General features: G+C 39.1%; 12 protein-coding genes and 2 pseudogenes. 5 read left to right on the top strand and 9 right to left on the bottom strand.

Features of this window, described 5'->3' with window-relative positions; translation table 11 throughout:
• The first annotated feature begins 72 nt into the window (after nucleotides 1–72).
• Nucleotides 73–447, top strand: a complete 375-nt coding sequence (locus C3F34_RS00690; protein WP_044739441.1) for a hypothetical protein — start codon at nucleotides 73–75, stop codon at nucleotides 445–447.
• A gap of 678 nt (nucleotides 448–1,125) precedes the next feature.
• Here the strand turns inward: C3F34_RS00690 and C3F34_RS00685 are convergent.
• Both C3F34_RS00685 and C3F34_RS00680 read right to left on the bottom strand, forming a co-directional pair.
• Nucleotides 1,126–1,566, bottom strand: a complete 441-nt coding sequence (locus C3F34_RS00685) for a DUF2147 domain-containing protein (protein WP_104440844.1) — start codon at nucleotides 1,564–1,566, stop codon at nucleotides 1,126–1,128.
• A 405-nt stretch (nucleotides 1,567–1,971) separates the two neighbouring features.
• Entirely contained in the window at nucleotides 1,972–2,601 is a 630-nt protein-coding gene (locus tag C3F34_RS00680) for an alpha/beta hydrolase (RefSeq protein ID WP_104440843.1), read from the bottom strand.
• A gap of 125 nt (nucleotides 2,602–2,726) precedes the next feature.
• On the opposite strand from C3F34_RS00680, the gene yaaA reads away from it, so the two are divergent.
• A complete protein-coding gene (gene yaaA / locus C3F34_RS00675; RefSeq protein WP_104440842.1) occupies nucleotides 2,727–3,506 on the top strand; it encodes a peroxide stress protein YaaA in 780 nt (259 codons plus the stop codon).
• A 92-nt stretch (nucleotides 3,507–3,598) separates the two neighbouring features.
• On the opposite strand, the gene C3F34_RS20680 is transcribed toward yaaA, so the two are convergent.
• From C3F34_RS20680 to C3F34_RS00655, 5 genes and pseudogenes are all read right to left on the bottom strand, one after another.
• Nucleotides 3,599–3,724, bottom strand: coding sequence for a hypothetical protein (locus C3F34_RS20680; RefSeq protein ID WP_016167484.1), 126 nt, complete (start codon nucleotides 3,722–3,724; stop codon nucleotides 3,599–3,601).
• Between the two features lie 593 nt (nucleotides 3,725–4,317).
• A complete protein-coding gene (gene phrB / locus C3F34_RS00670) occupies nucleotides 4,318–5,733 on the bottom strand; it encodes a deoxyribodipyrimidine photo-lyase (protein WP_044739443.1) in 1,416 nt (471 codons plus the stop codon).
• Between the two features lie 139 nt (nucleotides 5,734–5,872).
• Nucleotides 5,873–6,355 carry an FKBP-type peptidyl-prolyl cis-trans isomerase gene (locus tag C3F34_RS00665; RefSeq protein WP_016167486.1) on the bottom strand — a complete coding sequence of 161 codons (483 nt, stop codon included), beginning with the start codon at nucleotides 6,353–6,355 and terminating at the stop codon, nucleotides 5,873–5,875.
• Nucleotides 6,356–6,489: 134 nt separating this feature from the next.
• A pseudogene (locus C3F34_RS00660) lies at nucleotides 6,490–7,772 on the bottom strand (NAD(P)/FAD-dependent oxidoreductase).
• Between the two features lie 126 nt (nucleotides 7,773–7,898).
• Nucleotides 7,899–9,209: a D-alanyl-D-alanine carboxypeptidase PBP6B gene (locus C3F34_RS00655; RefSeq protein ID WP_104440841.1), complete on the bottom strand. Its 1,311-nt coding sequence runs from the start codon at nucleotides 9,207–9,209 to the stop codon at nucleotides 7,899–7,901.
• A gap of 178 nt (nucleotides 9,210–9,387) precedes the next feature.
• Between C3F34_RS00655 and C3F34_RS00650 the strand changes: the two genes are divergently transcribed.
• Complete coding sequence (locus C3F34_RS00650) at nucleotides 9,388–11,091, top strand: M61 family metallopeptidase (protein WP_104440840.1); 1,704 nt, start codon at nucleotides 9,388–9,390, stop codon at nucleotides 11,089–11,091.
• 83 nt (nucleotides 11,092–11,174) lie between these two features.
• On the opposite strand, the gene uraH is transcribed toward C3F34_RS00650, so the two are convergent.
• Nucleotides 11,175–11,573 carry a hydroxyisourate hydrolase gene (gene uraH / locus C3F34_RS00645; protein WP_044739447.1) on the bottom strand — a complete coding sequence of 133 codons (399 nt, stop codon included), beginning with the start codon at nucleotides 11,571–11,573 and terminating at the stop codon, nucleotides 11,175–11,177.
• Nucleotides 11,574–11,702: 129 nt separating this feature from the next.
• Nucleotides 11,703–12,116, bottom strand: coding sequence for a hydroxyphenylacetyl-CoA thioesterase PaaI (paaI, locus tag C3F34_RS00640; protein ID WP_016167491.1), 414 nt, complete (start codon nucleotides 12,114–12,116; stop codon nucleotides 11,703–11,705).
• A 464-nt stretch (nucleotides 12,117–12,580) separates the two neighbouring features.
• Here paaI and C3F34_RS00635 point away from each other — a divergent pair, with 464 nt between their 5' ends.
• Together C3F34_RS00635 and C3F34_RS00630 are read left to right on the top strand one after the other, a co-directional pair.
• Nucleotides 12,581–14,812, top strand: coding sequence for an NADP-dependent isocitrate dehydrogenase (locus tag C3F34_RS00635; RefSeq protein ID WP_016167492.1), 2,232 nt, complete (start codon nucleotides 12,581–12,583; stop codon nucleotides 14,810–14,812).
• Between the two features lie 222 nt (nucleotides 14,813–15,034).
• A pseudogene (locus C3F34_RS00630) lies at nucleotides 15,035–15,513 on the top strand (IS3 family transposase); the annotation flags it as partial.
• Between the last annotated feature and the right edge of the window lie 52 nt (nucleotides 15,514–15,565).

Here is a 15,565-nt window from a genome sequence, read left to right as displayed (position 1 = left end):
GCAAATGCTTGGCTGTTTTGTTTTTATTGCTTATGCTAAACCCATATAACAAAAATGCCTTTGGGTAGAGCTATGCGAAAATTACAATTCACTGCCAACTGCGAGCTACATCAACATATGGTGGAATCTGGGAACCAATGTCATATTACACAAGAATATGTAGCAGATTTATTGGTTGGCAAACTCAGTCAATACGGCTTCCATACCTTGCCACAAAGTGGTGATCATGTTGCTGTAAGCGTCGATAATCATGCTCTACCTTTATCGATTACCTGTCAAAGTTCAGATCAAGAAGGGCATTTGGTTTGTGAGATTACCTCATATCCAACGGAAGATCAGGACTGGTTAGATCGGATTGCTGAGCAAAGTTTATTGAATCAATTGGCACAAGCCGTTGAGAATTCATTGAAAACTGATGAGAGTCTGAGCAGATTTGAATGGTTGTGAAGATAGAGTAGGGTTTGTGTATGATTCGAGACAGTTTTGGTTTAACTCAACTTAGCAGTAAGAGGCTTGAATTCAGTTGCTTCCAAGAAAAAGATGCGTCTGAAGCCTATGTTGCAATCACTCCAAATTTGGTTCGATAGATGGCATGGGATATACCAGAGTCTGATGAATAGTTTCACGAAGTGAGGATGTCATGGTTACATAAAATGTAATCTCAGGACGAATTTGTTTTTGTCACAAGAAATTAAAAAATTCGTGATTTTATAGGCTTATGTTGGTCTACCTAGTCTAAAGGATGAAGCACTGACTATTGGAATTTGGGTGAAAGTGCAGCAGCATGGACATAACTCTGGAAGAGAGACCGTTGAAACTTTGATTAAATTCGCGTTTGAAGCGTTAGAGTTACGACAGCTATATTACCTGTAGCTGAAGAAAACTGGGTGAGTTGAAAAATTGCCGAAGCTTCGGATGGTAAGATCATAAAGCACTTAGCCCAAAGAAAGTATATGGCAGTGATTTATGAAATCAGTCAGCACGTTGGTTAAAGATTTTGTTGATGGAAGCAGAGTTTCATTCTGTACTTAAAATTCTGCTAAATGTACCATCATTCATTCAGTAAATACGCTGAATGAATGATGGAGTTTAAAAGGAAAAATTATTTAAATAACAATTTAGATTTTATTCCACACGCACCCAAGTTTGACTACGACCTACAGCAGAAACACCGAAATAGCCACGTAAAAAGAGCTTTTTACTATTCGCACTAACCTTACCCTTTAAGCTATAAATCTTTCCAGAAACAGGGTCAATAATTTTACCATTACTATAATTTATATGATCATTCGTCTTTAAGCCTGTAATGACTTGCATGCCGATAATTGGTTTGTTGGTATACGGTGCAGGGCACTGAGTACAAAATTCTTTTGGTGTATAACCAGGACGTGGTGTCAGCTTGAGAACAGTACCTGCGTAAGTATTATTTGATTGTTTTTCAATTTTAACCAAACCTTTAGGTTCACCTGTTTTATCATCGATATAATGCCAAGTGCCTGTAATGTCCTGTGCAAAGCTTGATGTGGTAGCTAAAGCAAGTAAAATTGCCCCAAAAAATTTTTTCATAGGAATCTGACCGTAGTTTTGAAATTTAAAAGTGGAAAGCTATAGCGAGCTAAAGTATTGATTGTATAATTAATTATTTAAATAATAATGTGCATAAAAAGCCAAAAAATATAAGAAAATAAACTTGTAAAGCAGCATTTTTCATTGCATGAATATTGATAATTGAGGTGTGTTTAATCATGCATTAATCAAGAAATTCAGGCAGAAAAATAGGTGTTAAGCCGAATAATGGTGCTGTAATAAGGCTAGGAAGGAATTAGGAATTTGAAAAAAGAGAAGCCGTTTGATTGATTCACGATTTTAATTTAGTCGATCAAATAAAATGAGTAATATTCAGCGGGAGCATAAGTTCAGGAAAGAAACCATCTTAAATGATCATGATTTCTTTCCCAATGCTATTGCGGATTAAATTAATAAGAAACGTGAAATCGCAATACGTAACTGTTTTAAATAACCTGTGAAGAAGTGGTTTGCACCTGGTAAAACAGTAACCAAATGACGTTGTGGTTTTGCCCAAGCAATCATGTCAGAGAGTAAGGTTACATCATCGGCTTCACCGTGAATAAACAGAATATCTCCTTTAAGTTCAGGTGTTTGATAGTGGCGTACACCTGCAACAGTCGCCGTTGGCAAACCGCACAAAATAGTTTGAATTGATCTGAGTTCGCTTGGTAAAGCGTCGTAGCATTTTGCCATGACATGCGCGCCAAAACTAAAGCCGCCTGCATAAAATGGTAAACTAACATGTTGTAAACGTGCGTGATGAATGACCTTTAATACATCGTCAGTTTCGCCGTGTCCTTCATCATGAACACCTTCACTTTGACCTGAACCACGGAAGCTTGGACGATAAACCACACAACCATTTTCAACTAAAATTTGAGCCAAAAGTGCTGGAACTTTATGTTGCGGCGTGCCGCCTTGCAATGGATGGGGGTGGCAAATTACCGCGAATCCTTTCACTTCGCCTTGTGGGTAATCAACGAAAACTTCAATTTGACCCACTGGACCGGGAATGAAAATTTGCTCGGACATAAGATAAATGGATTAATAGCAGGAGAATCCGCTATTTTACCGATTATGCTCAGTAAAAACACAGATTGGAAAAAAAATTAGTCTACTGTTATAGTCTGTTTAATTATTTTTTAATCAAATTGTATATGCTCGCCTTAATTTCTCCTGCTAAGACTTTAGATTATGAATCTGCACTTCCAACTGATCAACACACTTTACCAAGACTGCTAGAGCATTCACAACAACTTATAGACGTAAGTCGTAAGCTGTCTGCTTCAGAAATCGCCAGTTTAATGAGTGTGAGTGAAAAAATTGCACAATTGAATGTAGCACGGTTCCGTGAGTGGCAACCTGAGTTTAATTTTTCCAATGCTCGTCAGGCCATTTTTGCTTTTAAAGGCGATGTCTATACAGGTTTAGATGCGTATGATTTGACATCACAAGACTTAGAATTTGCACAAACACATTTACGTATGTTGTCTGGTCTTTATGGTTTATTGCGTCCTTTGGACTTAATGATGCCGTATCGATTAGAAATGGGCACCAAATTAGCCAATGCGCGTGGTCATAATTTATATGAGTTTTGGGGCGATAAGATTACGCAATTGGTGAATGCTGATTTAGAAGAGGCAAATTCAGATTTGTTGGTGAATTTGGCTTCAGATGAATACTATAAATCGGTGAAAGAAAGTAAAGTGAAGGCTAAAATTATCAAGCCTGTATTCTTAGATCAGAAAAATGGCAAATACAAAGTCATTAGTTTTTATGCGAAAAAAGCCCGTGGTTTAATGGCACGTTATATCATTCAGAATCAATTGAATCGTGTAGAAGATTTAAAATCTTTCAATACTGATGGTTATTATTTTGATGCAGTGAGTTCAATTCAAGGTGAGCTGGTCTTTAAGCGTGATGAACAAGCTGCGTAAAAATATGAAGATCATGGCTTGAGTGGTTTTTTATGAATGTTTTATCAAGTATTGCTCAAAAACAAGCCCCTTAAACAAAGGGGCTTTTTAATTTAACCAACCCATCCACTTGGCGTATCTTGAATAAGCTGTTGTGTAGATGGTGGAGGAGGTGTCACAGCTCCTTGGCAGCCAACCAAGTAATATGATGTGAGTAAAACCACTAGAAATGTACGCATAAGCACCTCATATGAAGAAAAAAGTTCTTTCAACTACCATATTCATTGCTTCGATTTTTAGATGTTTTATCTTAAGTTGAGCCGAAGTGATCGGTTTGATCTTTAGATATCGTATCTCTATTGATGCTATATATTAAGTCATAGCATATATGATTAATTTTACACCCAAATTGAGTGGACAAGCGCAAAATCAATCGAGCTAGTTACATAACTTAGCAATCAATGTATCTAGTATTTTTCACTTGCAAAATCTGACTTTTGATCTTGGTTTTGGGAGAGAACCAAGCCTAAGTAACTTCAAGATCATTATCTAAAGCTAGATTTGATCTATACAGCTTTGCAGATCTTATCGGAACTGAATTTCAGTCTTGAGAGCGATAAAATTGTCTAATCGAGAGATTAGTCGTACGACCATTGGCAGGAGAATGCTTGTGTCGGAAAGAATACAGCAAGGGTAGATGAATAGGTGAATTTTAACATGAAAAGTATAGTTTTTGGTCAATAGTTCGCATCGAATTGGATATTTTTTAATATTTATTTGCAAGACTCTGAAAGTATTGCAAATAAATATTAAGAAAAATTATTTGGAGCAATTAAATTCCCTTAAAGGCATCAATTGCCCGCTGACGGCTTGATTTCAAATCAACGATAGGGTGAGGGTAATCCAGTTTTAAGTTTGTATTTTTGGCAAATGGTTCATGAATACTCTTGGCATCGAGATGGGCCAATTCGGGAACCCATTTGCGAATATAGTCGCCATTGGCATCAAATTTCTGTGATTGGCTAATTGGGTTAAAGATACGGAAATAGGGCACTGCATCTGTACCTGTAGATGCACACCATTGCCAACCACCATTATTTGCGGCTAAATCACCATCAATTAAATGTTGCATAAACCATTGTTCCCCCAGACGCCAATCAATCAGTAAGTTTTTACACAGGAACATTGCTGTGATCATACGGACACGGTTGTGCATCCAGCCCGTAGCAAGCAGTTGTCGCATACCAGCATCGACAATCGGGATACCTGTACGTCCTTGTTGCCATGCAATTAAGTCCTCAGGTGCATCGCGCCATGGAATATATTGTGTACTTGCTTTGAAAGGTTGGTGCTTAGAGACTTGTGGAAAGTCATACAGGATATGCTGATAAAATTCACGCCAAAGCAGTTCATCTAACCATGTTTGCTGCCCTAGATTTTCAGGGAGGAAATGCCCGTGTTGCTTTCGAAATAGTGCCTGAATACATTGGCGAATGGAAAGTAAACCAATATTAAGATAAGGAGAGAGCTGACTGGTACCTCGTAAATTTGGAAAGTCTCTTTCATTTTGATAGTGACTAACTTGATGATCAATAAAATGATCCAATCGTTGTAAGGCACAGTCTTCGCCTACAGGCCATTGCATTGCAAAATGAGATTCAAGGGGCTGGGCACCTAATTCAGCAAGCGTAGGAATCTTGCTCTCTACCATGAGGTTGACAGGAGACTGTGCCGTAGGTGTTGGGTAACATTGCGGAAGACTTAGACTAAATTGTTCATAACAATATTTTTTAAATGCACCAAAGACTTGATAGGGGTGTTGGGATTTATTTCGAATTGAGCCAATCGGGAAAAGCGTACGATCTTGATAAAGCTCTAATGATTTTTTATGTTGTTGAAGTAAATTCTGAACTTCACTATCACGCTTTAACTCATTCACACCAAACTCAATATTGGCATGAATTGTTTCTACTGCATATGTTGTACTCAAATCTAGTAGAGCTTGAGGAATATCTTTCCACAAAGGCACTTGGTGAATGATGAGAGGAATATTGAGTTGATGGAGTTGTTCTTTTAAGGAATGCAATTGACGTAGGTAAAAATCTATTTTAACAGGTGCATCATGGTGAATCGCCCATTGTTCAGGAGATAAGATGACCACAGCCAAACAGGTATCGGCTTGCGTGGCATACCAAAGAGCAGCGTGGTCTTGTATACGTAAGTCTTGTCGGAACCAAATCAATTGCATGAGCTTAGTGCTTGAATAAACTACTTAACTTGATTCTAAAACGATTTGCTAAAATTCAGTAGGATGAGATGTATAAAAATAAAACACTAGGCGTAAAAAAGGGCAAAGTTAAATTTGCCCTTTTTTTGATCTGTCGATCTTAGTGGTGATGACCACCCGCACCGTGTACGTGACCGTGATCTAATTCTTCTTGAGAAGCTTCACGGATTTCAACGATTTCAACTTCAAAAGTTAAGTCTTGACCAGCAAGTGGGAAGTTTGCATCAACGATTACGTTGTCGCCTTCAACCGCTTTAACAGTTACGATTTGAACGCCATCATCAGTTTGCGCTTGGAATTGCATACCTGCTTGGATGTTGTCAACGCCTTGGAACATTTGCGCTGGAACTTCTTGTACTAGGTCAGGGTTGTATTCGCCATAACCTTCAGCAGCAGGAACATTTACAGTGAATTTTTCGCCTACAGTTTTACCAAGAAGCGCTTTTTCTAAACCAGGGATGATGTTGCCCGCACCGTGCAAATATGCAAGTGGTTCACCTTGAGATTGGTCGAGAGTTTCACCCTCTGCGTTAGTCAATGTGTAGTGGAAAGAAACCACGTGGTTATTTGCAATAGCAGTCATGTTATTGATCCATTCAATTTTTAAGGGTACATCATAAAGTGAAAAGCAGATTTTGTTGACTGTATTTCATCAAAATTCTGCAATTTGTACTTTTTTACGACATTTTTTATTTAATAAGGGCAGTTTAAAAAATTTCAATGCAATTTAATATTAGGTGCCAGTTTTTTGTTCATTGCATCTTTTGCCATAAAATAAGCGGTGCGGGTATATCCATGTAAAGTTGCCTGATGCATACGATACAAAGAGATATAAAGTGATTTCGCCACCCATCCCTGCACGTTCACTTGCCCAAGCAATTCTCCTACAGCTTTATGATGACTTAATGACACCAATGAGCCTTTATCTACAAATTTAAACATCGGCTGTGTTTTGTTTTAATTCGTGCGGACATGGCACTCACCAAGAAATGGGCTTGTTGACTCGCGACTTGTGCACGTGGTCCAAGTACAGGTTCATCGGCAATGGGTTGGCAATGTGCACAATCGCCAAAAGCAAAAATATTCGGGTCTGTTTTGGTTTGTAAGGTCGCGTAGACTTTTAAACGATTTAAATGATCTTTTTCGAATTCCGTCAGATGTTGAAATACTCTCGGTGCTTGAATCCCTGCACACCAAACTTTTAGATCTGCGGGAATACTGGGACCATGGGCAAAATATATCTGTTTTTCATCAATTTTACTGACTCGTTTATGGGTTAAAACTTGAATGTTGGCATGATGCAGTTCACGTAAAGTATGCTGTGATATTTTCTCTGACAGTGCAGGTAAAATGCGGTCGGCAGCCTCAATGAGGGAGATTTTTACTCGTTTAGGATCGATTTTATTGAGCCCATATTGATGAAAACTTTGTGTACTCTGTACCAGTTCTGATGCCAATTCTACCCCAGTTGCACCCGCGCCAATAATGGCAATATTCAAATCTGTGAGCGAAGATTGGGTTTGCGCGGCCACATATAAGTGTAAAAGTTGTTGCTGAAATTGTTCGGCTTGTGCACGGCTGTCTAGAAAATGGCAATGCTCACGTACACCTTCTGTGTTGAAGTCGTTCGATGTAGAGCCAATAGCAAAAATAAGGGTGTCATAGTTAAGAGAAAAGAGCTGCTGATCTTTATTTCCATTAGATAAAGGAGGTTCTAAAAAAATACTTTTATTGCTTCGATCTAATTCAGTAAAGCGACCTAAGACAAACTCATAATTATGTTGTGCTGCATGCGCATAATAATTCAATTCCTCGCTGTGGGCATTCAGTGTACCGACTGCAATTTCATGTAATAACGGTTTCCAAATATGTGTCAGATTTTGGTCAACTAAAATAATTTTGGCTTTAGCCTGTTTACCAAAATGTTCTCCCAATAAAGTAGCCAGCTCTAACCCTCCAGCACCACCACCGACAATCACAATTTTATGTAGTTCGTTCATTTTGACCGACCTGTTTTATTATTAAAAAAAAGAAGATGGCTTAACATGCCATCTTCTTTTTTGATGTGTTGTAAATTGTTTTACAATTTACAACAACTTACATAAACCAAACTAAAGCATTCAACTTTAATGGAGTGGATAAATTTTTACTTTAAAATCATCTGAACCAAAAAAAGGCAGAATATGTTTTAACCAGATGAAGAAGCGCTCAAATACATTGGCTTCTTCAATTTGAACATCATCTTCAATTGCAATAGTTCGGATGAGCTGGTTGTTTTGATAAACATGTACAGTTGCCAACTGCATGACTTTCGCCAACGGAGCAGTTAAAGCATGCTCATTCATTTCAATATTTAAATGTGTTTTTGTTTCTGCCAAAGGGTTAACAGGGTGTAAGCTGCCATCACCTGTATTCAGCATAATACGCTGATTAATCTTGTCGTAAGTGCTTAAGTCAATCGCATAAGGTTGGTCGTACAAAGACGTTGTAATTAGTTCAGGTGCTTGGGTTTGAACTTTAAACATTTTCAATGTGGATTTCACCACCGGTAGCTCAGCAATCAGTTGCTTATCCTTAATTGCAACTTCGTTGCGTGTGTAGGTGTAAGCCAAATTCATAAGGTCATAAGCCACTTCCGCACGTTTTGCAGCACTCTTGGTTCCCATGACTACAACGACTAGACGACGATTTGGTGCATCAGGGTTCATGGTAGGACGGTTTGCCGTTAGAGCAAGGTTATAACCTGCTGCTTTGGTATAGCCTGTTTTTAAACCATCAACGGTAGGATCCATTTTCAGGACTAAATTAGTTGCGTGGTGGAAGCGTTGGTTATAGCTAAAACTCTGTTGCTTGGAATAATAAAAATAGTCTGGCGTTTGCTTACTAATCGCTTGTCCTAATTGCGCTAAATCATTTGCAGATGAATAGTGCTCTGGCATAGTAATGCCTGCTGGGTTTTGAAAGTGCGTGTCTTTCATACCGAGCGCTTTTGCTTCCTGATTCATGCGTTCTACAAACTTTGGAATACTGCCTGAAATACGCTCGGCAAGCGTAACGGCCGCATCATTTGCTGACATCACAATTAAGCCTGCCAGAAGTTGATCTACCGAAATTTTTTCGCCTTCCTTTAGATACATTTGTGATTCGTCCCACATGACTATTTTTACAACAGGTGTGGCGGTGAGTACTTCATCTTTACGCAAATGTCCTGCTTGAATTTCTTTTAAAGCAATATAACCAACCATCATTTTTGTTAATGAAGCAGGTGCGCGTTGCGCATGGCTATTATGTTCAGCAATCACTTGTCCAGATTGGGTGTCTAAAATCGTCCATGATTCGGCTTGAACACTTTCGGGAACTAAGTTAAGGAGTGTAGCGTTTGCAAAAGAAGTACAGAGCAAAGCAAATAAAGCGAGGAGGTAAGTGAAACGTTTCAAAGGTATTCCTATCAAGCTAATCCATCAGCAAGAAACTGACAAAACTAGGGGAATGCTATGCCTTTTTTAACTTGATGGCTAGTCCGAGTTGCAGACAAATAACACAGTTCTGCATCGGTTTAGAAAAAAATGCTAAGCTAGCTGCTAAGATTAATTATTTTATTTTGAACTGCCTATTATGTTGCATTATCAAATCGAATTTGACGATTATCGTCAGCATCTTGTACATGTCACACTGCGTTTTTTGGCAAACCCAACTCAAGTCCTTTCTCTCCCCACATGGATTCCTGGTAGCTACTTGATTCGCGAGTTTTCTAAACACATCGAATCTGTGCGCGCGTATGATGAATCGGGGCGCGTTCTAAAAATTCAGAAATTTGAAAAGAATAAATGGCGCTTGTTCAACACGGATCACGAATTTATTACGGTTGAATATGATGTCTATGCCTATGATTTGTCTGTGCGTGGCGCCTACGTCGATCAGAACCGTTTATATGTCAATCCTGCATGTGCTTGTTTAGGTTTGGATGGTCAGGAAGAAAAAGAAATTGAAGTTGAACTGTTCTTGCCTGATGAATTAAAACATTTCCAATTAGCAACAGGCTTGGCATCTAAAAGTTTGGTCAAAGGTCGTTATACCTTAAAAGCCAAAAACTATGCAGAACTGATTGATGCACCGTTTGAGTTAGCAGAGCAAACTCGCTTTAGCTTTAATGCTGAAGGCATCACACATGAGTTTGTGGTTTCAGGGCAACATGCCATGAATGCCGAGCGTATGCAGCAGGACATCGAAAAAATCTGTGCCACTGAAATTAAGATGTTTGGTTCAGCACCGTTTGCCAACTATACCTTTATGACCATGGCAACGGGCAACAGTTATGGTGGTTTAGAGCATCCAAACAGCACCAGTTTAATTACACCGCGCAGTGATTTACCGAAAGTTGATGAACCTGTAGAACCTTCGGAAGATTATCAGCGCTTTTTAGGCTTGTGTAGCCATGAATATTTCCATTCGTGGTTGGTCAAGTTTATTCGTCCTGAAAATTTGGTTAATTATGACCTAAATAAAGAAAGCTACACCACTTTACTTTGGGTGTTTGAAGGCTTTACTTCATATTATGACGATTTGATTTTGCTACGCAGTGGTGTGGTCTCGCAAGAATCTTATTTAAAACTACTTAAAACCCAGATTGATCGTTACTTGCAGAACCCAGGTCGTCATGTACAAACAGTGGCAGAATCTAGTTTTGATGCGTGGGTAAAATTCTATCGTCAGGATGAAAACTCGAACAATGCTGGCACTAGCTACTACAACAAAGGTTGTTTAGTCGCATTGTGTTTGGATTTAGGTCTGCGTTTACGTGGTTCAAGCTTAGATGCCTTAATGCGCAAACTATATGAAAATGCGCAAAAGGGTGTACAGGTACACGAACGCACGATTGTTGAATTGTGTAATGAGTTGACAGGTGATAATTGGATTGAACAAATTAACCATTTAATCAATACCGTCGATGAATTGCCGCTCGATCAATTATTCCCTGAATTTGGCTTAAGTTATAGCTTGAAAAATGACAAATCATTGCCATTTGGCATGAAAGTCGTAGACAAGCCAGAAGGTGTGCTGATTCAGCAAATTCGCCGTGATGGCGCTGCTGCGCAAGCAGGACTTTCTGCCAATGATGTGATTCTTGCGATTGATGGCTTAAAAGCCAGTGAAAAGCTCTTGGCGCAATATGCGAAACGTAAAGAGACCTTTACTATCTTTGCATTCCGTCGTGATGAATTGATGCAATTTGAAGTTCAAGCTGGTGAAACTGGTTTAGCTACTGTGGAATTAAAAGTAGAAGATCAGACGAAGGCAGATGCTTGGTTAAAAGCTTAAGCTGTCAGATTTAAATAGAGTTAAAAAACGATGCCTTATGGCATCGTTTTTTATATTGAATTTAGTAAAGCTGTTTCGAAACATTAGTTGCCACGATAGGTTGAATAGCCATAAGGGCTAATTAACAGTGGAATATGGTAATGATCAAGTGAGCCATCAATTACAAATACCACAGGAACTTCTGGAAAGAATGAACGTTGATTCTTTTGACGGAACCAGTCACCTGTTTTGAAGGTAACTTTATAGATGCCTTTCTGTAAAGCTGTGTCCTTGGGATAAAGCTCAGTAATTCGACCTTGTTCGTTGGTCGTACCTGAATTGATCTCGACCCATTGATTATTTTGTTGTGTTTCTAGCACGACTTTTACATTTGCAGACGGTAAACCATTGTCCAAATTGAGTACATGAACACTTAAAGGATTTTGTGCAAAGCAGAAAGAAGAGAGACTAAGTCCAACAAGTGGCAAGAAATATTTAACCATTTGACTTTTCCTAAAGCTAAAAAAAGATTGAGTTTAAACAATCAATCAGAAATCAACATTTCATTATGTAACAGACACCAGAATCGATAGAACATTAATGAACAATGGATACACAGAGCCAACTTAGCGTTATGGTTGTTCTTTTTTCATAGGAACCAACATCCGTGACACACCTCTAAACTCCGCAATTGTTTCTTGCTTTTGGTTCACCACCTGAATGTCGTAAAATTCGGAACGGCCTGCTTGGGAGCGTAACTCCGCAGTTGCAGTGAGTACATCACCAATCCGTCCAGGTTTAATGTAGCTGATATTACAATGCTGCCCCACGGCAGGGTAATCACCTGTATTGCAAGCAACCGCAAAAGCACCATCGGCTAAAGTGAAGATAATTCCACCATGACAAGTACCATGTCCTTGGGTATGTCGCTTTTCGACCAAAAGTTCCACTTTGGCATAGCAGTCTTTGTAGTCGATTAAGCGGGCACCTATATTTTGCATGACTTGATCATTATTAAATAATGTATGTCCTTTTACAGTGTCCATGTCTCATCCTTTTTGATACGTTATTGTATATTTATAATTAAATGTGAATCATAATTAGCACTATCGTAGCGCCTGATCAAGGTATTTGAATAAAAAATAGAAATTTGAAAGTTCAATAAATATTCAAGATTCAACATGAAATAGATCATAATTTGAGATGAGGTGGTGTTGGTATTGCGCTATATTGAATTGAATATGAACAACAACGATTTTAAAGAATAACGATGAGAATAAAGGGTGCAGGATATATTTTGTTCTGTATGTAAATAATTGACTTTAAAAAATGTTTAAAAAAACCACATAAACTGTGTGGTATTTTCTGACGAAATGTCGTTATCACAAGATATATCGTTGACTGATAAGCGTTGAAGGCCGATACTCTCAGGGTTTATTCAAGTAATCGGTTCGTAGGACTGGGCCAAAAGTCTAGTTCTCAATACTCAATTTAACACAAGGGGCTATATATGGCTGGTGGAAAGTCAAACATCATTTACACACTGACTGATGAGGCGCCATTGTTGGCGACTTATTCGCTACTGCCGATCATTGAGACCTTTACTAAATCTGCTGGTGTAGAGATCGTTAAAACGGATATCTCTGTTGCCGCACGTGTTCTTGCAGAATTCTCTGAATGCCTAAAAGAAGAGCAAAAAGTGCCAGACAATCTTGCAGAACTAGGTCGTCTTACACAAGATCCTGATACAAACATCATCAAACTTCCAAACATCAGTGCATCTGTTGCGCAGTTAATAGCATGTATCAAAGAGCTTCAATCAAAAGGCTATGCGATTCCTGACTATCCTGAGAACCCAACAACAGAAGAAGAGAAAGCGATTAAAGCACGTTATGGTAAGTGCTTAGGTTCGGCTGTAAACCCTGTTTTACGTGAAGGTAACTCTGACCGCCGTGCGCCTGCTGCAGTAAAGAACTATGCTAAAAAACACCCGCACTCTATGAGCGAGTGGAAGCAATGGTCACAAACTCACGTTTCACACATGGAAGAAGGTGACTTCTATCATGGTGAAAAATCGATGACGCTTGATCGCGCGCGTAACGTAAAAATGGAATTGATCACCAAATCTGGTGAAACCATTGTACTTAAGCCAAAAGTTGCGCTTCAAGATGGCGAAATCATCGACTCTATGTTCATGAGCAAGAAAGCGCTTTGCGATTTCTATGAAAAAGAACTTGATGATTGTAAAGAAGCAGGCATTTTGTTCTCTTTACACGTAAAAGCAACCATGATGAAAGTTTCGCACCCGATCGTTTTCGGTCACTGTGTGAAAATTTACTACAAAGAAGCTTTTGAAAAACACGGTAAATTGTTCGATGAGCTTGGCATTAACGTAAATAACGGTATGGCAGGTCTTTACGAGAAGATCGCAACTTTACCGACTTCTTTACGTGAAGAAATCATCGAAGATTTACACGCTTGCCAAGAACACCGTCCTGCGTTAGCAATGGTTGATTCTGCTAAAGGTATCACTAACTTCCACTCACCAAACGATGTGATTGTAGATGCTTCTATGCCTGCAATGATTCGTGGTGGCGGTAAGATGTGGGGTGCTGACGGCAAACCTTACGATTGTAAAGCAGTAATGCCTGAGTCAACTTTCGCACGTATCTACCAAGAAATGATCAATTTCTGTAAGTGGAATGGTAACTTTGACCCACGTACTATGGGTACTGTACCAAACGTAGGTTTGATGGCGCAAAAAGCTGAAGAATACGGTTCACACGACAAAACTTTCGAAATTTCTGAAGCAGGTGTTGCAAACATCACAGACTTAGAAACTGGCGAAGTGTTGATGTCACAGAATGTAGAAGAAGGTGATATCTGGCGTATGTGTCAGGTGAAAGATGCACCAATTCGTGACTGGGTGAAACTTGCAGTAACACGTGCACGTAATTCTGGTATGCCTGCAATCTTCTGGCTTGACCCGTACCGTCCACATGAAAATGAACTTATCAAGAAAGTACAAAAGTACTTGAAAGACCATGATACAACGGGTCTTGATATTCAAATCATGTCACAAGTACGTGCAATGCGTTATACACTTGAACGTGTAGCGCGTGGTCTAGATACGATTTCTGTAACAGGCAACATCTTACGTGACTACCTCACTGACTTGTTCCCAATTATGGAATTAGGCACTTCTGCGAAAATGTTGTCTATCGTGCCGTTAATGGCGGGCGGTGGTATGTACGAAACAGGTGCTGGTGGTTCAGCGCCTAAACACGTACAACAGCTTGTAGAAGAAAACCACTTACGTTGGGATTCTTTAGGCGAGTTCCTTGCATTAGCGGTTTCTTTAGAAGAGTTAGGCATTAAAGAAAACAATGCTCAAGCAAAACTTCTTGCGAAAACTCTAGACCAAGCAACGGGTCAGTTACTTGACAACGATAAGTCTCCATCACGCCGTACAGGTGAGTTGGACAACCGTGGTAGCCATTTCTACTTAGCGAAGTTCTGGGCTGAGGCTTTAGCTGCTCAGGATGAAGACGCTGAGTTGAAAGCGAAATTTGCTCCACTTGCAAAAGCACTTGCAGAAAACGAAGACAAAATCGTTGCAGAGCTTGCGGCTGTTCAAGGTAAAGCTGCGGACATCGGTGGTTACTACGCTGTAGATCCAGCGAAAGTAAATGCTGTAATGCGTCCTAGCGAAACTTTAAACGCAGCGCTTGCAGCAGTTTAAGTTGAGCAAAATCGGCTATTAGCCGATGATGTGAAAAAAGCCGATGCAAATGTTATTACTAGTACTTGTAAATATATAAAACATATCAAATAGGCTCTCAAGGGAGTCTATTTTTACTCAACTGTAGTGTTTTAAATTTGGTTATCTCTAGTTGAAATTATATAAGACATATAAATCTTTTTCTGTTTCTTAACCTACCTTGAAATTCAAGATTCCCAACATAATCAATTGTGGGTGACAGACATTACGTACATCCGTACTCATGAAGGTTGGTTATATCTGGCTGTAGTTATCGACCTGTTTTCTCGTTTGGTTGTAGGATGGTCTATGAAATCTAGAACCACGACAGATCTAGTTTTAGATGCGTTATTGATGGCTTTATGGCGAAGAAAACCAAAGAACAAGGTGTTGATTCATTCTGACCAAGGTAGCCAATATACTAGTCATGAATGGCAGACATTTCTCAAGCACCACAATCTTGAAAGTAGTATGAGTCGTAGAGGCAATTGCCATGATAATGCTGTTGCTGAGAGCTTCTTTCAGTTGTTAAAGCGAGAGAGGATCAAGAATAAAATCTATATAACTAAACTGAAGCAAGGTCAGATATCTTTGAATATATTGAGATGTTCTACAATTCAAAACGCAGACATGGTTCTAATGGTCAACGTTCTCCATTAGATGGACTGCCACCACTCTCCTAAACAAATATGGTCTATTCAGAATTCTTAATTTTTTGTGTAAGAAAGCTATTCA

The organism is Acinetobacter sp. ACNIH2, assembly GCF_002934965.1.
Taxonomy (GTDB): domain Bacteria; phylum Pseudomonadota; class Gammaproteobacteria; order Pseudomonadales; family Moraxellaceae; genus Acinetobacter; species Acinetobacter tandoii.
Note: the sequence above shows the minus strand (reverse complement) of the source record. Positions and strands in the feature narration are given on the sequence as shown.